This window comes from Desulfobulbus oligotrophicus, from assembly GCF_016446285.1.
In the GTDB taxonomy this organism is placed as follows: Bacteria; Desulfobacterota; Desulfobulbia; order Desulfobulbales; family Desulfobulbaceae; genus Desulfobulbus; species Desulfobulbus oligotrophicus.
In genome coordinates this window covers 2,294,903-2,318,661 of the sequence record NZ_CP054140.1, presented here as the reverse complement: position 1 = coordinate 2,318,661, position 23,759 = coordinate 2,294,903, and the positions used below count along the sequence as shown (strand labels likewise).

Sequence of the window (23,759 nt, the reverse complement as noted above, 5' to 3'; positions counted from 1 at the left end):
CTACTGGTTCTGTTGGGCAAAATCTGCCATAAAAGAGACCAGTTTTTCAACTCCTTCCCGTGGGAAAGCATTATAGATCGATGCACGACAACCACCAACCGAGCGATGCCCTTTAAGGCCGTCAAGGCCGACAGCTGCAGCTTCACGAATAAACCGGGCTTCAAGCTCCGGTGTGGGGAGGTTGAAGGTAACGTTCATCAATGAACGGGATTCTTTTTCTGCGTGACCACGATACATTTCCATGCTGTCGATGGCCTCATAGAGCACGGCTGCCTTTTCACGGTTTATTTTTTCTATGGCAGCCACACCGCCGAAGTTCTTCAGCCAGTTCAACACCCGACCTACGCAGTAGAGGGCAAAGCAGGGAGGCGTGTTGAACATGGAATCTTTCTCAGCATGGGTTTTATACTTCAGCATGGTCGGCACCCTGTCACCGACTTTATCCAGCAGATCCTCACGAATGATGACTATGGTAACTCCGGCCGGCCCCATATTTTTCTGCGCACCGGCGTACACTATCCCAAACTTACTGACATCGAATGGTCGGCTTAAAATGTCTGATGACATATCAGCCACAAGCATCACTGTCTTGTCGGGCATATCTGGATACTGAGTACCGTAAATGGTGTTATTACTGACAAAGTGGAGATACTGACTATCACTGGAAACTGTATACTCATCATCTTTGGGTACACGCCTGTACGTAATATCCTCACTGGAATACGCCACTTCAACCTTGCCGAAGAGTTGTGCTTCCTGGATTGCTTTTTTCGCCCACACTCCGGTGTTCAGGTACGTTGCCTTCTGATCATGCTGCAGCAGGTTCATCGGAACCATAAAAAACTGGGAAGATGCACCGCCCTGGAGGAAAAGGAGCTTGTAGTTTGAAGGTATATTCAACAATTCGCGGAGCAATGCCTCTGTTTCGTCTGCCACATCCATGAAAAGTTTAGAGCGATGACTCAGTTCTATCAACCCCATGCCGCTGTCTTTAAAATTGACAATATCGACTGCCGCCTCTTGAAGGACTGAGTAGGGGAGGGTGGCTGGTCCGGGACTGAAATTGTAAATTCTTTCAGGCATTACTTTCTCCTTGCTGTTAAAATGGCTGATATATGGAGGTTATCGACTGATCTGTCGTAAGGCTTCATAAAGAACGATACCCGCAGCCATTGCCAAATTGAGACTGCGGATATTAGGGTTGTGCATGGGGATGGTCAGACAGCGGTCACTATACAGACTCAATATATCCTCAGGCAAGCCTTTTGTCTCTTTGCCAAAGATGAACTTGTCTCCGGGGTTGAATTGAGCACTGGTATAGATATTTTTAGATTTTGTCGTTAAAAAATAGAGTTTGTTTTCATCTTGAGCTTGCAGAAAAGTATCTAAATTTTCCCAATGGTTAATCTGTACATGGGGCCAATAGTCAAGGCCGGCTCGTTTGAGATGCTTGTTGTCAGTCGCAAACCCCAAAGGATGTATCAGGTCGAGCACCGTATCAGTGGCTCCGCACAAACGGGCGATTGATCCCGTATTGGGAGGAATTTCCGGTTCAACAAGAACGATATGAAGGGTGGAATAGGGCGTTTGCATGTGATTGTTCAACGTAACGGCAAAAAACTGAAACTGTTCTATGTACAGAATATGGATAGAGGTTGCAAATTTAAAAATACCCTTTAATCTGGATCTCTTTATTCATTACAGATAATGCCATTCTGGGGTACTATATAAATTCATGCATGTCTTTGTTTTTTCACACAATCTCAATTTTCTAATCTAAACACAGTTTTTTCTATCAGCGGACACGATTATGGCGCTCATCGTTCAGAAATACGGAGGATCATCGGTAGGCTCTACTGACAAGATAAAAGGGGTGGCTGAACGGGTGCTCAATACCCATAAGCAAGGCAACCAGATGATCGTGGTGTTATCGGCAATGTCCGGAGAAACCGACCGGCTGGTCGAACTCGCCCTTGCCATGCAAGAGATCCCTGATCAGCGGGAAATGGACATGCTTATCGCCACCGGTGAACAGGTCAGCATAGCTCTTTTTGCCATGGCCATTAAGAACTTAGGGTATGATGCGGTCTCCCTGCTGGCTGATCAGGTGGCCATTCATACCGACACGATGCATACCAAGGCCCGTATTCAAGAAATTGATGCGGTGCGGATTAAGAAACATCTGGATAACGGTAAAATTGTCGTTATTGCCGGATTTCAAGGAGTAACCGACAACGGTGACATCACGACGCTTGGTCGCGGTGGCTCTGATACGACCGCAGTTGCTTTAGCCGCTGCCATGCAGGCCGATGCCTGTGAAATTTTTACCGATGTCGAAGGGATATATACAGCAGATCCCGGTATCTGTGCCAAGGCAAAAAAAATAGACTACATCAGTTACGACGAGATGCTGGAACTGGCCAGTCTCGGGGCCAAGGTGTTAGATATTCGATCAGTAGGTTTAGCAAAAAGATTTGGCGTGCCTGTGCATGTCCGTTCAACTTTTTCAAATAATACTGGCACATGGGTTGTTAGGGAGGACAAAATTATGGAGTCCATGCTGGTTTCCGGCATTACGTACAGTAAAAATGAAGCTAGGATCACCATTAAACAAGTGCCGGATCAGCCTGGAATTGCGGCGAAAATATTTCTTCCTATTTCAGATGCAGGTATTTTGGTCGATATGATCATTCAAAATACCGACGACGGTCACCTCACTGACATGACCTTCACTGTTTTACGAAGAGACTATGACCAGGCCATGAAAATTCTGCACAAGGTTGCCAAGGAAATCAACGCCAAGACCGTGACGGGTGACAAAGATATTGCAAAAATATCGATCGTGGGCGTTGGCATGCGCAATCATCCGGGCATTGCCTCCACAATGTTTCAGATCCTGGCAAAAGAAGGGGTCAACATGATGATGGTGTCCACTTCAGAGATCAAAGTTTCTTGTGTTATTGCAGAAAAATATACAGAACTGGCTGTTCGGGCGCTTCACGATGCTTTTGCCCTGGACAAAGAAAACGTCCCGCTGGAAGAGGATGAATAGGGTATGGCCAGAGTTATTCAACTTTACGACACCACACTGCGGGACGGGACTCAGGCTGAAAACTTTAATCTCTCAGTAGATGACAAGATCAAAGTCTGTCGCCAGCTGGATCGGATTGGTATTGATTTTATTGAGGGTGGCTGGCCTGGATCGAATCCGCTGGCAGTTGCATTTTTTGAGCGCATGCGGAATGTTGAGCTTCAACATGCAAAACTAACGGCCTTTGGCTCAACTCGACATTTTCAGAAACCTCCGGAAGCGGATGGTAACATACAGGCACTGCTGGCGGCCAAGACACCGGCAATAACCATATTCGGGAAAAGCTGGGATATTCATGTAATCGATGCGTTACGGATTGAACTTGAAGATAATTTGAAGATTATCGAAGATTCTCTCGCCTACCTGCGTCCCAGGGTGCAACATCTGATCTATGATGCGGAGCATTTTTTCGATGGGTTTAAGAATAACCGGGAGTACTGTCTGGCAACCATCGGCAAAGCAATAAAAGGCGGAGCAGAGACTGTTGTCCTCTGCGACACCAATGGTGGAACGCTCCCTCATGAAATCCCGGAGATCATGCAGCGCGTACAGCAGTTCTGTTCTGAACAGGGAGCACGTGCGATCAGACTTGGTATTCATGCACATAATGATTCGGAAACCGCTGTTGCCAATGCTTTGATGGGTGTTCATCTTGGGGCGAATCACGTACAAGGGACAATCAACGGGTTTGGCGAACGTTGCGGCAATGCCAACCTGACGTCTATTATCCCGGCATTGATTTTTAAAATGGGACTGGAGTGTAAGGTCGGCAAACGTATTGACCAGTTGTATACCACTGCCCGGATGGTCAACGAACTGGCTAACTTGCCACATAATCGATATCAACCCTATGTCGGCGAATCAGCCTTTGCCCATAAAGGTGGCGTGCATATCAGTGCCGTACAACGCAACCCAATGACGTATGAGCATATTGCTCCTGAAAAGGTCGGCAACATTCGTCGGGTTCTGGTCTCTGATCAATCCGGTAAAGCAAACATCTTGCTGAAGGCACAGAAATATGGCCTGGACGTCCATCAGGATGACGCGATGGTAGCTTCGATTGTAGCTGAACTTAAACGGCTGGAAAATTCAGGTTATCAATTTGAGGCGGCTGAAGCCAGTTTCGAATTGTTGATGCGTCGGACTATGGGACTTCATCGCGATTTTTTTCAACTTGAAACTTTCCGGGTTATTCACCATACCTTTGATCAACACCCCCCTGTTACCGAAGCCACTATCCGACTTTACGTTGACGGTAAAGAGGTACATACTGCCTCAATGGGCGATGGTCCTGTCAATGCCCTTGACCGAGCCCTGCGTAAAGCACTGACCCGTTTTTACCCGGGTCTTGAAGATATGGAGCTTGTTGATTACAAGGTGCGGGTTCTGACCGGCGAACACGGTACCGGTGCAAAGGTCCGAGTACTGGTGGAGACTAAGGATCTGGAAAAGAGCTGGGGAACCGTGGGGGTTTCTGTAAACATTATTGAAGCGAGCTGGCTGGCTTTGGTTGACAGTATCAATTATAAGTTGATCAAGGATGAAAAAAATAACCACTGACAGGGCCGGTTCAGGTACCAACTCGTCAAACAGGGACAAGCAAACGCTTGTCCTTTTTGTTTTGGGATGCTTCATGGTTGGTTTACCTTTGCTAGTACAACATGCAGAATCACCACCAAAACACCAGTATACGTGGGCACCTCAAGATGACAACAGTGCATGGCAGGTCGTCAGCACCAGGTATTGCCTTGTTGTGCAAGACAGGGCAGCAGACAGTACGTTGGTTCATCAGCAGAAAATAAACGGACAAGAGAAAATCCCACCAGCATTTGCCTTGTTTTTTAACCAACCTTTGCCCGTGAACACATGTCAGGAACAGGACTTAAAAATGCTTCCCGGAATCGGACCGCGTCTTGCCGCTGCTATCGTAACGACACGATCAACAAAAGGGCGATTCACAGGTCCGGAGGATTTGCTTGAGGTCCCAGGCATCGGGCCGATAATCTTGCAGCGTCTCTCACCATTCATCAGCTTTGAATAAGATCAGCAATGCTATCATCTTCCATTCAAAAACCGATTGTCGTCCTGATCGGCCCGACAGCCATCGGTAAGACAGCGCTGTCACTTGAAATTGCTGATCGGATCCAGGCTGAAATTGTTTCCATGGATTCGATGCAGATCTATCGCTACATGGATATCGGGACCGCCAAGGCGAGTAATGAGGAACGCCGGCAAGTTACTCATCACCTGATCGATATTGTTGATCCTGATGAGCAGTACAATGCAGCCAGATTTGTAACTGATGCCAGAAAGGCCATCAAACATATCCATGCTCATGGGAAGATACCCTTTATAACCGGCGGGACAGGGCTCTATCTTTCCTCATTACTCAATGGACTGTTCGACACTGTTAAAGTTTCTCCTGAAGTTCGGGCCTCGCTTTTACACAGACTGGCTGAACAGGGTAGGGAAGCGCTTTATGCTGAGCTATGTGCAGTTGATCCAATCAGCAGTCAGCGTATTCACAAAAATGATACCCAGCGTTTAATTCGTGCCCTGGAAATTTATCATGCTACGGGCATCCCATGGTCATCGCATTTGCACCGACAACAACAAGTGCCCCGACCCTTATTTTCCCGACTACTGATCTTGGGCTTGACCTGTGATCGGGAACTGCTCTATAACCGCATTCACCAGCGTTCAGTTGCTATGATGGGAGACGCCTTTCTGGAAGAGGTGTCCTGGCTTCTCAAACAGGGGTATGAAGCGCACCTTCCATCAATGCAATCAATTGGTTATCGACATATGATAGCTGTTATTAACAGGACCTGTGATTGGGAAACAGCCACCGCGACCCTGGTTCGGGATACCAGGCGCTATGCGAAAAGACAACTCACCTGGTTCCGACGCCAGCAGCAGGTGCAATGGTATTCCAATAAAAAAACGAATGAAATTTTTTCAGCTATTAATGCCTTCCTGCAATAAACTCCCGGTGGATATAGAGTGTGAATCGTTTTTCTTTTAAATATACTCTGCTTTGTCAGCGCACATCTGAAGAACGAACCTTTGGCAGGTTGATGACTAAAGAGTTTGGTATTCCCGAACCAGTCGGTGAGCTGCTGCACAGTCGAGGCATCACAACACTCGACCAGGCGCAGGAGTTTCTGTATCCTCATCTATCGATGCTCCCATCCCCGGACAGGATGAAAGATATGGACAAGGCAGTTACGTGCATAATAAATGCGTGCAATGAACAGCAGCCGATTTTCATCCATGGAGACTATGATGTTGACGGTATCAGCGCCACCGCGCTTTTAATCTCTTTTTTCACCGAAATCGGGCAAAGGGCTTATTACTATATACCCAACAGGCTCAAGGAAGCTTATGGACTTTCTTTTGCGTCCATAGATCGATTGCTCGCCCAATGTCCAGGGCAGGGTGGAGTACTCATTTCGGTTGACTGTGGCATTACAGCTGTTGAAGAAGTTGGATACGCCCGGCACCAGGGTCTTCGGGTTGTTATAACTGATCATCATGAAGCTCCGGAACAACTACCTCTTGCCGATGCTATTCTCAACCCTAAGCAACCAGGATGCACCTTTCCTTGCTCATTTCTGTCAGGAGTAGGGGTTGCTTTCTTTCTGCTCATCGCTTTACGAAGAGCCATGGGCCTGTCACTCAATCTGAAGAAGTACCTTGATTTTGTTGCTCTTGGTACAGTGGCTGATGTTGTACCTTTGCAGGGGGTGAATCGTATTTTAGTTCGATCCGGGCTTGAAGTTATATCGTCAAAGCATCGGTTAGGTGTGGATTTTTTGTGTCGAAAAAGCGGGTTGACTGGCAGGGAAGCGCTGTCGGAAGACATCTCTTTCCGCCTGGCCCCAAGAATGAATGCAGGTGGCCGGTTAGGCAATCCGTCAAAGGGTGTAGAATTACTTCTTGCTGAAACAGCAACAAATGCACAGATGCTGGCTGAACAACTGGAGACCATGAACCTGGCAAGGAAACAGTTAGAAGCTTCAGCTTTAGCGGTTTTACAAGAGAACTATCAAGAACAACTTTCCGCACAAAGCTCCAGTATCATACTGTATCATCCTGATTGCCATGTCGGTGTGCTGGGAATTTTAGCTTCACGACTGGTTGATCGTTGCGGCAGGCCGGTGCTGGTGTTCTCAGATGATGTCCAGAATGCATCTGTACTGCGTGGATCCGGACGATCAATTCAAGGTATCAATCTGTACCACGCTCTGGAAGAGTGTGCAGCGTCGATAGAACAGTTCGGTGGACATGCAATGGCAGTCGGCTTATCAGTACGTAGAGAGAATCTATCTCAATTCAAAAGAGACTTTGATGAGCAAATCAAACGTATGATTTTAATGATAGAGAACAGAGTTCATACAACAGTTGATTACTTTCTGCCTAATGCCAATATGCTCTCTACTTCTTTTGCCAACGCACTGCAGATGATGCAACCATTTGGGGAAGGCAATCATGAACCGTGTTTACTTCTGGCTGAACAACATCTGTTACGGACAAGGTCACGGAATGGTCACCTCTTATTTCAGCTGCAAGGAGGGGAGGGCGTGCTGCCAGGTATTGGCTTTAATCTTGCGGAAGAGTTCTTTGATTGTCCGCAACGAGCCAATCTTATTTTCCATTTAAAACGTTCCTGGTTTAAAGGTGTCGAGCGCACTCAGATTCAGGCATTGGAGCTGCACCGACCTGATCGCGATAGCTCTACTTAATTTAACATAATATATATTATGCGACATTTGAAATATCTACAACAGGCTGCCGCCTGACGAGACAAACTCTTCATTTTCTCGTTTCTTCCAATATCTATCTTTACTTGTGAGAATCTACATGAACCGTGATATCTATCAAGAACCCCTTGTTTCTCGTTATACCAGTCGTGAGATGCAGGAACTGTTTTCAGAACGTTATAAATTCACCCACTGGCGAAAATGTTGGACCGCTCTGGCTGAAGCCCAGTACGAACTTGGATTACCTGCTGTGACAGCAGAGATGGTTGCAGAATTGAAAGCAAACATTGATAATATCAACTTCGAGGTGGCCACTGCCAAGGAACGTGAAATTCGTCATGATGTCATGGCGCACGTATATGCCTACGGTCAGCAGTGTCCCTTGGCTGAACCAATTATTCATCTGGGTGCGACTTCACAGTTTGTCGTCTGTAACACCGATCTGTTTATCCAGAAACAGGCCCTGCAGCTCATTAAAAAAGCCCTGATCAAGGTTATCTCCAATTTAGCCCATTTCAGTGTAACGCATAAAGACATGGCCACTCTTGGCTACACCCATTACCAGCCGGCTCAACCGACGACTGTTGGCAAACGCAACACACTGTACATACAAGACCTTCTCATGGATCTTGATTATCTTGAACAACTTGAAAATCACATAAAAGCACGTGGCGCCAAGGGAACTGTCGGTACACAGGCTACGTTCATAGAACTTTTTAACGGTGATCATGAAAAGGTTCGCCAACTCGATCAGTTAGTTGCTCAAAAAATTGGTTTTACCCAGACCTTTGCCGTAACCGGACAAACGTATCCCCGTAAACTTGATATGAAAACAGCTGAAACTTTATCGGGGATCGGAGCTTCCGCTCACAAATTTGCTGTTGATTTACGCTTACTGTCCAATTTGAAAGAACAGGAAGAACCGTTTGAGAGTAAACAGGTGGGCAGCTCGGCAATGGCATACAAGCGTAACCCGATGCGAGCAGAACGTATGACAGGCTTGGCTCGAAAACTGATGGGATTACCAGGCAACTTTGCTGCCACCGCCGCTAATCAGTGGTTTGAGCGAACCCTGGATGATTCAGCTATTCGCCGGATGGATATTCCGCAGGCCTTTCTACTGACAGACGCAATTTTGAAGATTTATATGAATATTACCAGTAAAATGGTTGTTTATCCGAAACAAATAGAGAAACATCTAAAAGAAGAACTCCCCTTTATGGCCACTGAAAAAATTCTCATGGCCTGTGTGGAGCGTGGAAAAAGCCGGCAGGAGATGCATGAAATAATACGAGAGTATTCTGTAGCCGCTGGTTTTGCGGTTAAACACGAGGGCCTTGCCAATAACCTGCTTGAACTGCTTGCGCAAGATGACCGTGTCCCCTTCAGCCAACAGGAACTTGATGCTCTTTTGGGTGATTATCAAGCGTTTACCGGTCGAGCAGCAATGCAAACAGTGGAGTTTCTTCAACAGTACGTTGACCCCATACTTGAAAAATACAAACACATAATTAAAGATATTGACGCGACTATAGCCGTTTAATCTGTTGTATCAGTAAACCTTGTTCACTGTTTTCTTGCACTCAATGCCTAAACTTATCACCTACCCTCTTTTAATTAAACCCTGTAAGATCAGCTGGTTGAGATTTATACTAGAGGGATATGACGGCTTGGCCATCCTTTCCACCATTACTGCTGAAATCGGCTTGGTCAGTATTCAGACCTTTGATTGTCATTATATGAAAACCATGCGGCTTTTAGAGGCACTGGCTGAAACTCTGACGCCCGATCGTACCGACATTCATCCGAAATCAACGGGATAATAGTCTTAATGAGCAGAAAATTATACATTAAAACCTTTGGCTGTCAGATGAATGAGCGAGACTCAGAGGTCATTGCACAACTGCTTGCTCAAGAAGGATTTGCAACGACCTCTGTGCAGGAGGAGGCTGATCTTATTCTGGTTAATACCTGTAGTATCAGAGAAAAAGCGGAACAAAAGGCCTTCAGTCTGATTGGTTCACTGCGTGAAGAAAAAAAGAAAAATCCCTCTTTAGTTGTTGGTGTGATCGGTTGTGTTGCCCAGCAGGAAGGTGAACATCTCCGATCACGCATGCCCCATGTCGATTTAATTGTCGGTACTCAGCAAATTTATCGCTTACCTGCAATGCTCGATCGTCTGTTAAGCGGGATGACCCAAAAAGAGATTGCCACCAATATGGAGTCATCTTTTTCAATCCCCCCTTTTCAGAAACTGCTTGTTAACAACGAAAAAACCGCGATCACGCCTGGATTTAAGCAGTTTGTCACAATCATGCAGGGGTGTGATAATTTTTGCAGTTACTGTGTTGTTCCGACAACAAGAGGCAGGGAGATCAGCCGGTCTGTACGTGATATTCTGGAAGAGGTAGAGCTTCTTGTTGAACAAGGGGTGCGGGAGATTACCCTGCTGGGACAAAACGTCAACTCGTATGGCGCCACCAACACAGTGGATCCAAGGCCGGTCTCCTTTCCGCAGCTTTTGCGCAAGGTATCGGCTGTGCAAGGTTTGCAAAGGCTTCGTTTTACCACCTCGCACCCCAAGGATCTGTCAGAAGAACTGATGCAATGTTTTGCAGAACTGGAAAATCTTTGCCCGCACTTTCATCTGCCGGTCCAATCAGGGTCCGACAAAATTTTACAACGTATGAACCGCAAGTACACTGTAGAGAGTTATCTTCAAAAAGTTGCCAGGCTTAGACAGTATCGTCCGGATATCGCCTTGGCAACAGATGTGATTGTCGGATTTCCCGGCGAGACTGATGTAGATTTTGCCGCGACAATGCGTCTCTTGCAAGAAGTCCGGTTCCATGGCTCCTTCTCCTTTAAATATTCAGATCGCCCTCACACACGATCCACAAGTTTTACAGACAAGATCCCGGAAGAAATAAAATCCAAACGCCTCGCCACTTTCCAGAAGGAGCAAAACAAAATCAGTTTACAACGGAACAGAGAATACTTAGAAAAAACAGTTGAGATTATGATTGAATCGATACTGGACGGAGAAATTAAAGGACGCACCGCCACCAACCATATGGTCCATGCTGCAGGAAATGTTGACTCCTTACTCCCTGGAGACCTTGCCCTGGTGATTATCGAACATGCGGGTAATCATTCGTTGAAAGGTCGACTTTCTGAATAGCAAAATTACTACTTATTTAAATACTATGATCGATCTACATTCTCATTCTTTCTTCAGTGATGGCGCGCTGGTACCTGCCGAACATGTACGACGCGTTGAAACCCTTGGCTACACTGCTATAGCAATCACTGACCATGCCGATTCTTCAAATATTTCCATCCTGATACCAGCTCTGTTACGAGCCGCCAAAGACATGAACCCCGTCAACCGTACACAACTGATCGTCGGGGTTGAACTTACACATGTACCGCCACCCCTTATCGCTCCGCTTGCTGCACAGTCTCGGGAACTTGGTGCACAATTGGTGGTTGTCCACGGTGAATCTCCCGTTGAACCTGTCGCTCCAGGCACAAATCGTGCAGCCCTGGAGGCCGATATCGATCTTTTAGCCCATCCCGGTTTTATTACTGAGGAGGAGGCTCAGTTGGCCGCTAAAAATAATATCTTCCTTGAGCTGTCGGGACGAAGAGGTCACAGTCTCACCAATGGCCATGTCGCTAAAATGGCGGAACGGACCGGTGCTCAATTAGCGATTAATGCCGATGCGCATGCACCAGGCGATTTTTTAACACCGGAGATGGCCGAGCGGGTTGGCTTAGGTGCGGGATTAAGCCGGGAACGTTATCTGCAAATCAGGCACGACATGGCGGTTTTTGTTCACCAGTTAAAACCCCTCACCTGAACCGGCTGCTCTCGGTAACTTTTTCATTTAGGAAACTATGCACTATCAAGGAACCATTTATCGCCCCCCCAGTGAGGCCAACAGTATTTTATTACAGGTCACAACAGGTTGCTCGCACAACAGATGCACCTTCTGTGGAATGTATAAAGACAAACGTTTTACTCTCGTTCCTGACGATATCATTTATGCTGATATCGACTATGCTGCCCGCAACATGTCGTATGCCAGACGTTTGTTTTTATGTGATGGTGATGCCCTGATTTTACCTTTTGCCAAACTGCAGACTATTCTCAAGCAGATCAAGGAAAAACTGCCGCGAGTTGAAAGGGTCGGTCTCTACGCGAACGGTAAAAACCTACGAACAAAAACAGTTGAAGAACTGCGCATACTTCGTGATCTGGGCCTGGGTATTATCTATATGGGATTGGAGAGTGGCAACAACGACACCTTGCAACAGATGTGCAAAGGTATGACTGCAGAAGAGATGATCGCCATGGGACACAAGGTGAAGGCAGCCGGTATTCCGTTGTCCATAACCGTGCTCTTGGGTATTGCCGGCAAGGAAGATTCGCCGGCCCATGCCGTGGCAACAGGGAAAGCGCTTACAGCTCTGGATCCTGAATATGTCGGGGCACTGAGTCTTATGGTTGAACCGGGAACGCCTCTCTCTGCCCAGATTCAGGCAGGTGAGTTTGTTGTTCCCGAACCTTTGGTAATCTTACAGGAATTGCGCACGATGATTGCCAACACTCACCTCACCAACGGCCTGTTCCATGCAAACCATGCCTCGAACTACCTCCCCATTCGCGCCAAACTACCTGAAGAGTATACAGCAACCTTACAACTGATCGACCAGGCGCTTGCTGGTGACAGGCCACTTAAGCCTGAGTACATGCGGGCTCTGTAACCTTGCTTTGCATGCGCACCGTCATACAAACAAGGTAACCTATCATCCCTGCCCCCTGCTATCCCCGGTTGAGTCCCTTTCATCGTATATACTATGCAACAAGAAAACCATCGTTTAGTGACAATTACCACATCGTATATCGAACTGGACAAACTGCTCAAACGGGAAAATATGGTGGCCAGTGGTGGTGAAGCAAGATTTCTTATCAGTCAAGGCACAGCCCTGGTGAACGGCTCCAAGGAAATCCGCAAACGTCGCAAGCTCTATCCTGGAGATACGGTTGATTTCGATGGTGTCACTTTGCACATCACCACTTCATCCTCCTGTTCTGCTCAAAAAGGCCTTGTTGAACAGGAGGATTGAGCATGGTCAGCGAGTTAACCTGTCCTGGGCCTCCTGATAACGATTTTTTGTTTTCTCCAGAATGTCAGCAGGGATTGCCGGTGGTGGTGGTTGTTTATTCCACTGCAGAGAAGAGAGAAAATCTCGCAGGAACTGTTTATCAAAACTCGGCTGTCCTTTTCCCGGTGTATACTGATCAAGTGGCCAGAATCGTGAGGAATCCGGTGTCAGCACCTCATCAACCAAGGTGAGCGTATCACCGTCCAGCCCCATTTCAAATTTCGTATCAGCAATGATTATGCCTTTTGTACGGGCATATTCAGCGGCACGTTGATAGAGCTGAACACTCACATCAGCCATCTGCTCGGTTAAAGTATCGCCAATCAACTGCCGCATCTGTGCCAGTGATATGTTTTCATCATGCAGTCCTTGATCAGCCTTTGTTGAAGGCGTAAACAACGGCTCAGAGAACTGTTCGGACTCACGCATGCCTGCCGGCAACTCAAATCCACAGACCGTGGTGTTTTTTTGGTAGGCACTCCAGAACGAGCCGCTCAAATACCCTCGAACAATGCATTCGACGGGCACAACCCGGGTCCGTTTGACCAGCATGGAGCGCCCCTCTAACTGCGTTTTATACTGCTGACATACTGCTGGAAACTCGCTGATTTCAGCACTGATCAGGTGGTTGGGAACAATGTCGCTGAGCAACCTGAACCAAAACAAAGAGATGGCGGTGAGGATCTTCCCTTTTCCCGGAATCGGCTCCGCCATCACCACATCATAGGCTGAGATCCGATCCGTTGCCACCATCAGCAGTTTGTCTGCATGGCCGGGAATCTCGTACATATCCCGCACCTTACCCCGGTGTATCAAAGTTAAATCCGGACATTCGGTTGTTATGATAGCCGCATCCATATAGCACTCCTTTTTTATTGACCCATTAAACCTATTCTTTCCTGTCCCAGCATGTTTCTTGACAAGCACAGTCCGGATCTTACCTTGTCTGACAACAACCATTACATTCACAACCCCGTTACAGAGGTGTATATCATGACATTTGTACGTTTTACCGATCGCCCACCCTTTCGTAATCCATGGGCTGAATTTGAACGCATTCGCCAAGGGCTTGATGAACTTTCCCGAACATATATCGAAAGAGGAAAGGGGCAAGGATTAGCCAATGTCTACCCTGCCCTCAACATGTATGAGGCGACTGATCGTCTGGTAATAACCGCCGAATTACCAGGTGTAAAGGTGGACAACCTTGATCTTTCCCTGGAGGGTGACACGCTCACTTTGCAAGGTAAACGAGACCGCCGCCAGAGTGAGAGCGGGATCTCGTATCACCGCCGAGAAATTGAAGCAGGAAGTTTTAGTCGATCCATAGCATTACCCGTCAAAGTTGATCCGGAACAAGTCGATGCTCGCCTTGCAAACGGCATCCTCACCATTACTCTGTTCAAGGCATCCGCTGCTACGCCACGTCAAATTAAAGTCAATGCAGAGTAGAGAGGTTATCATGACTGAACAGGAACTGAAAATTCAAGAAAAAAAAGCTGCACAACTCAGCGGTGAACAGACAAAAAATGAGCTTTACTTTGCGCCGCACGTTGATATTTACGAAACAGATCAAGAAGTTATAGTTATTGCAGATATGCCGGGAGTAGTTACGGATGACCTCGACCTTTCCCTTGAGGACAGCATCCTTACCATCCAGGGCCGTCGACTTCCCCCTGCGCAATCCGGCCGTCTTATTCTTGAAGAATATGAAACCGGTCATTATCTGCGTCGCTTTACAGTTGCTGAAACCATTGATCAAGAACGTATTGCAGCTTCCTTAACCGATGGTGTTCTTACGGTACGACTGCCAAAGATCCAACCACTGCAACCCAGAAAAATTGAAGTTCAGATTGGCTGATTGCATTTTGTGGAGAGTTTTGCTATTGAATCTGTTCATCTGACAGGGTGCGCGTAAAATCAGGACAAGCGGGGTTGGTATATCCCACCAATTCCGCAACCAAAGAACCGATCACTATTTTAGAATGAATTTCAAGCGGTATCCGGCATCGATCGTCGGTGAGCCAGAGCGTTGTATTACCGCTCTTTTCATACAGCCCTTTAAACGGCATCTGTGGTTGTACCACCAAAGTGTTTTTAGAACCAAACCGAGTTCGCCGTTTCTCTTTCCCCACAACAGTGACTTTAACCTCATGTCGTTTTTTATCGGCAAAGGTTGGAACAATAATTGATTCTCCCTCGGTAAATGCGAGGGATCGGGTAATGACGAACGCAGCAAATTCGTTATACGTTGGTCCGGTTATCTCAATTCTCTGTTCATCCTGCTTGTTTTTCCGATACCAGACCAGATGGTTTGCTTGATCATACCGTGTGAATCTGTGTATCTCGCGACCAAAACCTTCCTTTTGATGAACCGTGTACTGGTAGGGTAATTTCATGGGCCCTGAAACCAGACATGCAAAGGTGTCATTAACGGGATACAGCATTTTCAGTGGACCGGTATCCGTAATATGTGCTGATATATTAAAGATGTCTGCTTTCGTTGAATCCCGTTGAATCGTCATCTTGATGTCACCGATTTTAACCCCCCCGCCCCAGGTGACAGCATAACGCAACATCTCATCTCCAGAAAAAATAACAGCTAAAATATTCTGATCGATCTGTGCCGGTGGAGGCTGATATTCTTGAGCCGCCCCTTCTTTTATCGCGCTAAAAGTCGTCAGCGCGAGGACTGTTAACAGCAAAAACGTTCGTGGTCTCATGCCGTCAATCAGTCGCCAGCGATAACCAGGTGGCAAAAAAGAGGGTTAAGGCAATCAGACCGTTCATTGAAAAAAAAGATTGCTGAATACGCGTCAGATCCCTGGGATTAACAATAAGATGCTGATAAAATAAGGCAAAACCTGTAATGATAATGCCGGAATAATACCAGAAGTTTAATTGCATCTGCATGCCGACCAGTGTGAAGAGGAGAAAGGCAAAAGCATGAAAGATGACTGCGATGCGAAAGCTGTTCCGCCGACCGAAAATTGCCGGCATTGAGAACAGCCCTGTTTTCCGATCAAATTCCGTATCAAGGCAGGCGTAGATACAATCAAAACCAGCTACCCAAAAGAGTACTCCAAGGGAAAGTACCCATGGGTAAGCATCAAAGCTCGCGGCAACGGCAATCCAGCCGCCCAGCGGTGAAAAGGCAAGTGCAACACCGAGCACGACATGGCATAACCAGGTGAAACGTTTGGTTAACGAGTAGAATAAAGTCAGCCCCAGTGCAAAAGGTGCTATGGCCAGGGCCAGTGGGTTGAGCATAAAACAGGCGAAAAAAAACAGTGTTCCTGCCAAGGTGACCATCGCCCACGATGCAGAAAGACTCACCTGCCCTGCCGGCAATGCTCGGTCAGCGGTCCTGGGGTTGGCAGCATCAAAACGTCGGTCGACTATTCGATTAAACCCCATGGCACAGGTCCGGGCACCAACCATTGCCGCAATAACCCAGAAAAATGTATACAAGGTGGGCATACCACGTTGGGCAAGAAAGGCGCCCATCAGTGCAAAAGGCATGGCAAAAACAGTATGCTCGAACTTGATCATCTCAAGCAGAATGACAATTTTTCTCCACATATTCATCCCTCTTGAGCCCAGCGTTTTACTTCAGTTTCATCAACAGAAACACCAAGAAGATCACAGAGTCGGGCTCCGAAGTGTCTGGCCAGATCTTCAAGAGTTTGGGGGGAATGATAAAACGACGGCATGGGCGGACAGATTGTAGCGCCGGCATCGTGAGCGGCCAGCATATTGCTGAGATGGGTCCGGTTCAATGGGGTTTCCCGTACGGCCAGCAGCAGAGGTCGCCGTTCCTTGAGGGTGACATCTGCACAACGGTGCAATAAGTTTGCACAGTATCCTCTTGCAATGGCTGCCAGGCTGCCCATACTGCATGGTAAAACAACCATGGCATCATACAGAGAGGAGCCGGATGCCGGAGGAGCAAAAAAATCATCGTGGCTAAACCACCGGGACACCGGCGCTAGATGTTCAGGCTGCACTCCGAGCTCAAACTGCAACACTTTACGGCCGGCCTCAGAAACAATGCCGTGTACTTCCACCTGTTGCGCAGCTAATAACCGCAAAAACGGCGGTAGGTACAGCATACCGGTTGCACCGGTAATGCCGAGAATGATGCGTGGACGTTTATCTGCGGTCATTCTTTGACCCCTATATAAATTGAAACAATACCAAAGGTAAGGGGTTTTCTTTCTATCTGCACAAAGCCGGCTTCCCGCATCATGGCTAACAACTCTTGCGGCTCATAAAAAGCTGCGATTGAAGAGGCAAGATACTGATACGCCTCTTTATCACCGGAAATTAAACCAGCCACTGCGGGCAGGACCCTGTTTAAATAAAAAGTATATATCGGTTTAATCACCACATTGGTCGGGCGAGAGAACTCCAGAATAAGCAGTTTACCACCAGGCTTCAGAACACGGTGCATTTCCCGTAATCCCTGAATGACATTGGCAAGGTTACGCACACCAAAGGCAACCGTGCATCCCCAGAAAACATTGGCTGGTGCAGGGATGAGCTCGCCATCACCACAAGTTGGAAAAATACGGCCTGCCCGATCATCGTTGGGCAGGCTTGCAATACCTGACCGTACCATATCCTCACAAAAATCAACGGCTAACACAGATCTTTGTGAAGATTGCCGCGTTAGCTCAAGGGAGAGCGGCAGGGTTCCGGCGCAGAGATCAAGGATCCAGCCATCAGGAAAAGATCGCAGCAAACGTGTGGTCCGCCATCGCCAGTATCGATCAATCTGTAAAGATAACAGAGAGTTGAGAAGGTCGTACCGACCGCTGATTGCAGCGAATTTAGTTTTGACAAACTGTTTTTTATCCTCTGGAGATTCATTGTCCATCCGGGGCATAGTGTGCTGTAAACTTGTATCAAAGATTATTCAAAAATTTTCAGAGGTAAAGCACTGGCAGGAACTTCACCGCGATCAACCATATATTGAAAAAACTGTTCGAGTGCCTGCAACTTCACCGCTGAAAGATCATGTTCTATGCCCATAAGATACCGGGAGCACGTCTCACAGTCCATGGGAATACGCCGGGCCACTCTCTCACAAATATCTGCCATCTGTACAGTTCCCTGCTGCCGACAGTCAACCAAAGCTTTGCGGATAGCCCGAGCAGCTGCAGGCTGTTCACGAAGAAAGGCCTCGCGAACAGCGCAGACTGAAAACACAAATGGCAAGCCTGTCCGCTTATGCCACATCTCACCTAAATCAAGATGCAGGGGATACTGCTTCTCTGCACGAAGACGAAGAGCATCATCACCGATGGCCAAAACAGCGCTTACCTTGTCTTTCTGCACTGTTGGGCCATACACCTCACCTGTTTCATACCGTGGTTTCACCCCATAAAACTCTTCAAGGATGATCATGACCAGTCGGATGGATGTATCGGATTGGGCGGTTAATTTAACTAATTTGCCGTCAAGCTCTTCCGGAGGAAGATGTGAAAAAAGAAACACTGAACCAACCGGCCCGGTGGCGCTGATAGACAGATCCGCCAGAATCTGATACCGTTCGGGCTGAATGGCATAGGCATAGGATGAGACAAACCCCATATCAATCTGATCATTGGCCAACATGGTATTCAACTGACTCGGCTGCCCTTCAACCATGACCCATTCAGCAGGCATTGTGCGCTCTTTCCACACTTCATAAATCGGCGCTGTATTGATGTAGTTCACCATGCCAATCCGTATCATATGTTTACGCCTCACTGTATCAATCGTTGAGGAGGCACTTCCTCCCCCTTTTGCACCAAATGGTGATACACCTGCTCTGCGGTGGTCAGCTCTTCACGCAGAGGGATCTTTAACACATTGCCACTTTTTCCCGGCTCCAGAGATCCGAAATAACGAGCCATTCCCACGGCTTCAGCTCCACCCAGGGTGGCCATGCGGAAAAGAGCAGCGTGTTCAACTTCAGGAAATGTCTGCGCAAGAATCCTCATCTCTCGCCAGAGAGAGAGGGCAGGGTTACTGGCCAGACTATCTGTACCAAGTGCAGGCAGGATGCCATGGTCTAGGTAACGTGGCAGTGGAGCTGTGCCGGTATGCAAAAACTGATTACTCCCTGGACACAGGCAGATCTTAACGCCCTGGCCGGCAAATATATGCATCTCCTCATCCGATACGTGAATCGAATGCACACATAACGTCTGCTCATCCAGCACACCGAGATCATACAGATAGTTGATGGAACCACCTTGTCCTCTCGGCTGAAATGAATGGTCCCAGAAGCCACGCTGACGAATGAAATCAACCATCTCCCCCCTCCCCTCCCGGATCATCTCTCCTTCAGCAACCGGTTCTGCCACATGAATGGGGAAAATATGTCCAAGTTCGTTTGCCCTTGCCTTTATACGTTGGAGTAAACGAGGATGCGTTGAATATGGGGCATGTGCTGAACAGCGAACTGAGGCTGGTTCTTGCTGCAGGCGGTGGTGTGTTTTCTCAAATGTAGATGCAGCAAGCCCCAGATATTCCTTAAACGGGAGCAGCGTCCCCGGGAAGATTTCCAACAGGTTGTGGCCAATCATGGTGTTGCCGACATCAACTATCACTTCAACACCAAGCCGGTACTGGGTAATGGCTGTTTCCTGCGCCACCGATCTGACAGATTCACCGTCCGCTCCCAGTTCGTCACGCAAGGCAAGCAGGTCGGTGATCCATCCGGTGAAACTCGTGACAGGCGACGTCTTTGTCAACGCCTGTAAATGGGAAAGTTCGAGATGAATATGCCCGTTAACCAGAGCCGGGGTCAGAAGAGACTGCGGATGATCTTTTATCTGAGCTCCCGGATACAGCTGCTGCAGTCGGGCTGCCTCACCAACTGCTGCTATAGTCTTCTCGATGAGGACGATACCGCCGTTTTTCAGTGGCGGACAACTGACCGGAACGACCCAGTCGGCCGTATGGATAGTTGGTCTGTCAACAGTCATTGGACTGGTGTGTAATCCATCAACCGCTGTTGGGGTTGAAAACCGGCATCTGTTATCAGTTGTCTGATTGTTGCTTCAGAAAGACGAAACCGTACCCCGGTTGCAGCCACCACATTTTCTTCTATCATGGTTGAACCAAAATCATTGGCACCGAAAAAAAGAGACAACTGTGCTATTTTCGGGCCCTGGGTTACCCAGGACGCCTGTACGTTAGGAACATTGTCCAGAAAAATCCGGCTCAGAGCCAGCATACGGAGGTAGTTGATAGCCGTTGTTTTCTCGATCTTACGTGCAGCAGCCAATGGGGTATGATCCGGTTGAAAAGGCCAGGGAATAAAGGCTGTAAAACCGCCGGTCCGATCCTGAAGATCCCGAACCCTCTGAAGGTGTTCAAGCCGCTCCTCTACAGTCTCGATATGACCAAACATCATGGTAGCAGTCGTGCGGAGACCAAGATGATGCGCAGTATCCATCACTTCGATCCACTGGTCGGCATCACATTTGTTTGGCGCCAACTCTTTACGCACCCGATTATTTAAAATTTCCGCACCACCACCGGGGATGGAATCAAGGCCGGCAGCTATCAGTCGCTGCAGGACCTTTCTGATGGTTAAACCCGACAGCTTGCTGAAGTGGACGATTTCCGGTGGAGAGAATCCGTGAATATGGATGCCGGTTGTCTTTATAAACCGAAGCATGTCCTCATAAAACTCCAGAGGCTTATCCGGATGCAACCCGCCCTGGAGCAGGATCTGCGTGCCGCCGACATTCTGGGTTTCAGCTATTTTCTGAGCTAAGGTCTCTTGCGATAACACCTGTCCGTTGTTTTGTTCCGGACTTTTAAAAAAAGCACAAAACTTACAGGCAGAGATACAGATATCTGTGTAGTTGATGTTTCGGTCAATAACATAGGTCACGGTTGGAGCAGGATGTAAGCGCATTCGAACTGCATGCGCCAGAAAAGCAAGTTGATGGACGCTTGCTTTCTGTTCAAGCTGAAGAAAATCAGACCCTGTTAAACGCTCACCATCTTCAATGGTGGCGATGATTTTCTGAAGAGTCATCAGTAGGTTGCCAGGATGTTGTAAAGGGTATCTCGTTGTACCGGCTGCCGGCCGGCCTCTTGAATAAGTCGAATCAGAGTTTTGTGCCCTAATGCCTGGGCAGTTTCAGCGCCGGCCATATGGGTGATCACCTCCTCTTTGACTGTCCCATCCATGTCATCAGCCCCAAAGGAAAGTGCCACCTGGGCCAACTTAGGGCCAATCATCACCCAGTAGGCTTTGATATGAGGAAAATTGTCCAGCATCAACCGACTGACAGCTATATTTTTCAGATCATTGATCCCTGTGGTACCGGAATGTTCCGTTAGCTGGGTATTTTTGGGATGAAAGGCCAGAGGAATGAAGGCAAGAAACCCACCGGTTTCATCTTGAGTGCGGCGCAGGGCATCAAGGTGTTCCAGGCGTTCATCAATGGTTTCAATGTGACCATACAACATGGTGGCGTTCGTGCGTAATCCCTGCTGATGGGCAATTTTAGCGACTTCAAGCCAGCCTGTTCCCGGAAGCTTTCTTTCACAGGTGGCCTGGCGGATGCGAGGGCTAAACACCTCAGCGCCACCACCCGGCAGAGAGCCAAGTCCGGCGTCAACCAGATCGTTTAAGGTCTGTTGCACTGACTGACCGGCCAACTGAGCGAGATGATGAATCTCAACACAGGTAAAAGCCTGGATATGAACATCTGGTCTTACCTCCTTGATACCGCGCAAGGCATCAAGATAGTATGAAAAGGGAAGATCCGGATGGATACCGCCCACCATATGAATCTCATTGATGGGCTCATCCAGCCTTTCTCTGACCTTTGCCTTGATTTCTTCAACGCTCATCTCATAGGCAAGAGCATCTCCTTTTTCTTTACCAAAGGCACAGAATTTACAGAGATTAGTACAGATATTTGAATAATTGATGTGCTGGTTGTAGATAAAAAATGCCTGGTTGCCGTTTTTTTGTTCTCGTACGATATTGGCCAAGTAACCAACTGCGAGTATATTCGGATGATTATAGAGAGATCGTCCATCTTCAATGGTCAGACGTTCACCTGCTCGGACCTTTTGCAGGATTGATTTCAATCCTGCCTGTTCAATATATGTATCCATAATAAGAGGGCTATGGGCTCTATTAGAAAAAAAGAAGCCCCTTATGCTTTGAAAGAAAGGGGCTTAAGTCTACTTTAAAGATTGGTTGTTAATCCAGGAAATAACGGAGTTTTTCACGTCGGCTTGAGTGCCGTAACCGATTGAGCGCTTTCTTTTCAATCTGTCGAATCCGCTCTCGAGAAACATTGAACTGCTTACCGATCTCCTCGAGAGTATACTCAGCCTTCTCACCAATACCAAACCGTAACCTGATGATCCTTTCCTCTCTATCGGTCAGAGTGGACAAAACTTCCGTTACCCTATGAGCCAACTCTCTGTTCTGCACAGCATCATAGGGTGATTCCGACTCCTGATTTTCAAGAAAATCACCAAGTGTTGAATCATCGTCGCCTACAGGGGTTTCCAGTGAAATAGGTTCCCTGGAGGCCTCAAGAATTGCCAGGATCTTGTCCATTGGCAAATCGGTTATTTTCGAAATCTCAACCGGCGTCGGTTCGCGCCCTAACTCTTTTAATAACGAATAAAAGGCCTTAAAAAATTGACTGCGCAGCTCTAAAAAATGCACAGGCAATCGGATAGTTCTGGTTTTGTCGAGAATAGCTCTGGTGATCGCCTGGCGTATCCACCAGGAGGCATAGGTGGAAAATTTATTCCCTTTTTTATAATCAAACCGGAAAACAGCCCTCATCAGACCAAGATTGCCTTCCTGAATAAGGTCGGCCAGCGTCAAACCCTGATGCATATATCGTTTGGCAATAGAGACAACCAGCCTCAGATTGGCACGAATCATCGAGTCTTTTGCAAAATCAATCGATCGATTGTACGCTTCGACTTTAGTGACCAGTTCAAGCAACTCCCTTTTTTCCGGGTACTTACGATTAGCATTGCTCACGCAGTGCCGCATGTAGTTCAACTGTTGCTTCTTCGGCTTTAAAGTGGGATCGCGCCGATGCCAGAGATCAATCCGTTCGATGAGCATCTTAATCTCTGTTGCGTCTGAGGCGTCCTCCCGGATAGCCTCAATTATGGCGTTAAATCCTTCGCGGATGGTTTTGGAATATTTTGCCTCTTCTTCCGGGGTCAGCAGATCAAACTGCCCCATTTCACGCAGATAGGTTGTAGTGGTTTCCTCCGACTCGTGCTCTTCACTGTCGGGTAAAGCATCAACAACAACCTCTTCTTCGTCTATTTTTTTTCCGGTCCACTCTTCGCCGGAAAGAGTTTTTCTTTTTCCTGACTCTTCCTGGGTAACAATCTCTATATTGTTTTCTCCAAGAAAATCAAAGAGCTCTTCAATTGCACCAGGGTCCTTAATCTGGTCAGGCAGTAGTTCGTTTAAATGTTGGAAGGTGATGCAGCCTTCATCTTTACCGGCTTCAAGAAGATCATTTTTTATACCAGAAAGCACCTGCCATCTCCTTTCTTGTGTAAAAGCACAGGATAGTTTTATGAGATAAAATAAATATTATACGATACTCTTTTCGAGCAAAAAAGCAACTGATGAGTGTATTTAAGTAGAAGTACCTGTTATAGCATGACAGGGTTGGGGTAGAAAAAAAATCACACCAAAAACGGCTTATTTTACATTGGGACACAGG

General features: G+C 47.4%; 25 protein-coding genes. 13 read left to right on the top strand and 12 right to left on the bottom strand.

Annotation, left to right across the window (positions count from 1 at the left end):
• Entirely contained in the window at positions 1-1,083 is a 1,083-nt protein-coding gene (gene serC / locus HP555_RS10535; protein WP_199262262.1) for a 3-phosphoserine/phosphohydroxythreonine transaminase, read from the bottom strand.
• Between the two features lie 39 nt (positions 1,084-1,122).
• Positions 1,123-1,593: a tRNA (cytidine(34)-2'-O)-methyltransferase gene (locus HP555_RS10530; RefSeq protein WP_199262260.1), complete on the bottom strand. Its 471-nt coding sequence runs from the start codon at positions 1,591-1,593 to the stop codon at positions 1,123-1,125.
• Between the two features lie 217 nt (positions 1,594-1,810).
• Between HP555_RS10530 and HP555_RS10525 the strand changes: the two genes are divergently transcribed.
• From HP555_RS10525 to HP555_RS10475, 11 genes are all read left to right on the top strand, one after another.
• Entirely contained in the window at positions 1,811-3,052 is a 1,242-nt protein-coding gene (locus HP555_RS10525) for an aspartate kinase (protein ID WP_199262258.1), read from the top strand.
• Between the two features lie 3 nt (positions 3,053-3,055).
• On the top strand, positions 3,056-4,651 hold the full coding sequence (gene cimA, locus HP555_RS10520; protein ID WP_199262256.1) for a citramalate synthase: 1,596 nt from the start codon (positions 3,056-3,058) through the stop codon (positions 4,649-4,651).
• Complete coding sequence (locus HP555_RS10515; protein ID WP_199262254.1) at positions 4,632-5,132, top strand: ComEA family DNA-binding protein; 501 nt, start codon at positions 4,632-4,634, stop codon at positions 5,130-5,132. Before cimA ends, HP555_RS10515 begins: the two co-directional genes overlap by 20 nt.
• An 8-nt stretch (positions 5,133-5,140) precedes the next feature.
• Positions 5,141-6,076 (top strand): tRNA (adenosine(37)-N6)-dimethylallyltransferase MiaA, encoded by a 936-nt coding sequence (miaA, locus tag HP555_RS10510; protein ID WP_199262252.1) that lies wholly within the window; start codon positions 5,141-5,143, stop codon positions 6,074-6,076.
• A 92-nt stretch (positions 6,077-6,168) separates the two neighbouring features.
• Positions 6,169-7,836 (top strand): single-stranded-DNA-specific exonuclease RecJ, encoded by a 1,668-nt coding sequence (recJ, locus tag HP555_RS10505; protein WP_233249303.1) that lies wholly within the window; start codon positions 6,169-6,171, stop codon positions 7,834-7,836.
• Between the two features lie 118 nt (positions 7,837-7,954).
• The gene (purB, locus tag HP555_RS10500; protein ID WP_199262248.1) at positions 7,955-9,397 is read left to right on the top strand and encodes an adenylosuccinate lyase; all 1,443 of its coding nucleotides are present in this window, start codon (positions 7,955-7,957) and stop codon (positions 9,395-9,397) included.
• 43 nt (positions 9,398-9,440) lie between these two features.
• Complete coding sequence (locus tag HP555_RS10495; RefSeq protein ID WP_199262246.1) at positions 9,441-9,677, top strand: DUF4911 domain-containing protein; 237 nt, start codon at positions 9,441-9,443, stop codon at positions 9,675-9,677.
• A gap of 8 nt (positions 9,678-9,685) precedes the next feature.
• Positions 9,686-11,035 carry a tRNA (N6-isopentenyl adenosine(37)-C2)-methylthiotransferase MiaB gene (gene miaB, locus HP555_RS10490; protein WP_199262244.1) on the top strand — a complete coding sequence of 450 codons (1,350 nt, stop codon included), beginning with the start codon at positions 9,686-9,688 and terminating at the stop codon, positions 11,033-11,035.
• Between the two features lie 25 nt (positions 11,036-11,060).
• Positions 11,061-11,717 (top strand): histidinol phosphate phosphatase domain-containing protein, encoded by a 657-nt coding sequence (locus HP555_RS10485; RefSeq protein WP_199262242.1) that lies wholly within the window; start codon positions 11,061-11,063, stop codon positions 11,715-11,717.
• A 37-nt stretch (positions 11,718-11,754) separates the two neighbouring features.
• Positions 11,755-12,624 (top strand): radical SAM protein, encoded by an 870-nt coding sequence (locus tag HP555_RS10480; RefSeq protein ID WP_199262240.1) that lies wholly within the window; start codon positions 11,755-11,757, stop codon positions 12,622-12,624.
• A 93-nt stretch (positions 12,625-12,717) separates the two neighbouring features.
• Positions 12,718-12,987 carry an RNA-binding S4 domain-containing protein gene (locus tag HP555_RS10475; RefSeq protein ID WP_199262238.1) on the top strand — a complete coding sequence of 90 codons (270 nt, stop codon included), beginning with the start codon at positions 12,718-12,720 and terminating at the stop codon, positions 12,985-12,987.
• Positions 12,988-12,993: 6 nt separating this feature from the next.
• Here the strand turns inward: HP555_RS10475 and HP555_RS10470 are convergent, their stop codons facing one another.
• Complete coding sequence (locus HP555_RS10470; RefSeq protein WP_199262236.1) at positions 12,994-13,884, bottom strand: phosphoribosylaminoimidazolesuccinocarboxamide synthase; 891 nt, start codon at positions 13,882-13,884, stop codon at positions 12,994-12,996.
• Between the two features lie 135 nt (positions 13,885-14,019).
• On the opposite strand from HP555_RS10470, the gene HP555_RS10465 reads away from it, so the two are divergent.
• Positions 14,020-14,478 (top strand): Hsp20/alpha crystallin family protein, encoded by a 459-nt coding sequence (locus tag HP555_RS10465; protein WP_199262234.1) that lies wholly within the window; start codon positions 14,020-14,022, stop codon positions 14,476-14,478.
• A gap of 10 nt (positions 14,479-14,488) precedes the next feature.
• Entirely contained in the window at positions 14,489-14,887 is a 399-nt protein-coding gene (locus tag HP555_RS10460; RefSeq protein ID WP_199262232.1) for an Hsp20/alpha crystallin family protein, read from the top strand.
• Between the two features lie 22 nt (positions 14,888-14,909).
• On the opposite strand, the gene HP555_RS10455 is transcribed toward HP555_RS10460, so the two are convergent.
• From HP555_RS10455 to HP555_RS10415, 9 genes are all read right to left on the bottom strand, one after another.
• Complete coding sequence (locus HP555_RS10455; RefSeq protein ID WP_199262230.1) at positions 14,910-15,749, bottom strand: DUF3108 domain-containing protein; 840 nt, start codon at positions 15,747-15,749, stop codon at positions 14,910-14,912.
• Positions 15,750-15,753: 4 nt separating this feature from the next.
• A complete protein-coding gene (locus HP555_RS10450) occupies positions 15,754-16,608 on the bottom strand; it encodes a UbiA-like polyprenyltransferase (RefSeq protein WP_199262229.1) in 855 nt (284 codons plus the stop codon).
• 2 nt (positions 16,609-16,610) lie between these two features.
• Entirely contained in the window at positions 16,611-17,192 is a 582-nt protein-coding gene (locus HP555_RS10445; protein ID WP_199262227.1) for a UbiX family flavin prenyltransferase, read from the bottom strand.
• Positions 17,189-17,914: a ubiquinone/menaquinone biosynthesis methyltransferase gene (locus HP555_RS10440; protein ID WP_233249146.1), complete on the bottom strand. Its 726-nt coding sequence runs from the start codon at positions 17,912-17,914 to the stop codon at positions 17,189-17,191. Before HP555_RS10440 ends, HP555_RS10445 begins: the two co-directional genes overlap by 4 nt.
• 26 nt (positions 17,915-17,940) lie before the next feature.
• On the bottom strand, positions 17,941-18,765 hold the full coding sequence (locus tag HP555_RS10435) for a menaquinone biosynthetic enzyme MqnA/MqnD family protein (RefSeq protein WP_199262225.1): 825 nt from the start codon (positions 18,763-18,765) through the stop codon (positions 17,941-17,943).
• An 11-nt stretch (positions 18,766-18,776) separates the two neighbouring features.
• Positions 18,777-20,003 carry an amidohydrolase family protein gene (locus HP555_RS10430; protein WP_199262223.1) on the bottom strand — a complete coding sequence of 409 codons (1,227 nt, stop codon included), beginning with the start codon at positions 20,001-20,003 and terminating at the stop codon, positions 18,777-18,779.
• Positions 20,000-21,067, bottom strand: a complete 1,068-nt coding sequence (gene mqnC, locus HP555_RS10425; protein WP_199262214.1) for a cyclic dehypoxanthinyl futalosine synthase — start codon at positions 21,065-21,067, stop codon at positions 20,000-20,002. Before mqnC ends, HP555_RS10430 begins: the two co-directional genes overlap by 4 nt.
• On the bottom strand, positions 21,067-22,161 hold the full coding sequence (mqnE, locus tag HP555_RS10420; protein WP_199262212.1) for an aminofutalosine synthase MqnE: 1,095 nt from the start codon (positions 22,159-22,161) through the stop codon (positions 21,067-21,069). Before mqnE ends, mqnC begins: the two co-directional genes overlap by 1 nt.
• 88 nt (positions 22,162-22,249) lie before the next feature.
• Complete coding sequence (locus HP555_RS10415) at positions 22,250-23,569, bottom strand: sigma-70 family RNA polymerase sigma factor (RefSeq protein WP_199262210.1); 1,320 nt, start codon at positions 23,567-23,569, stop codon at positions 22,250-22,252.
• Positions 23,570-23,759: the final 190 nt, after the last annotated feature.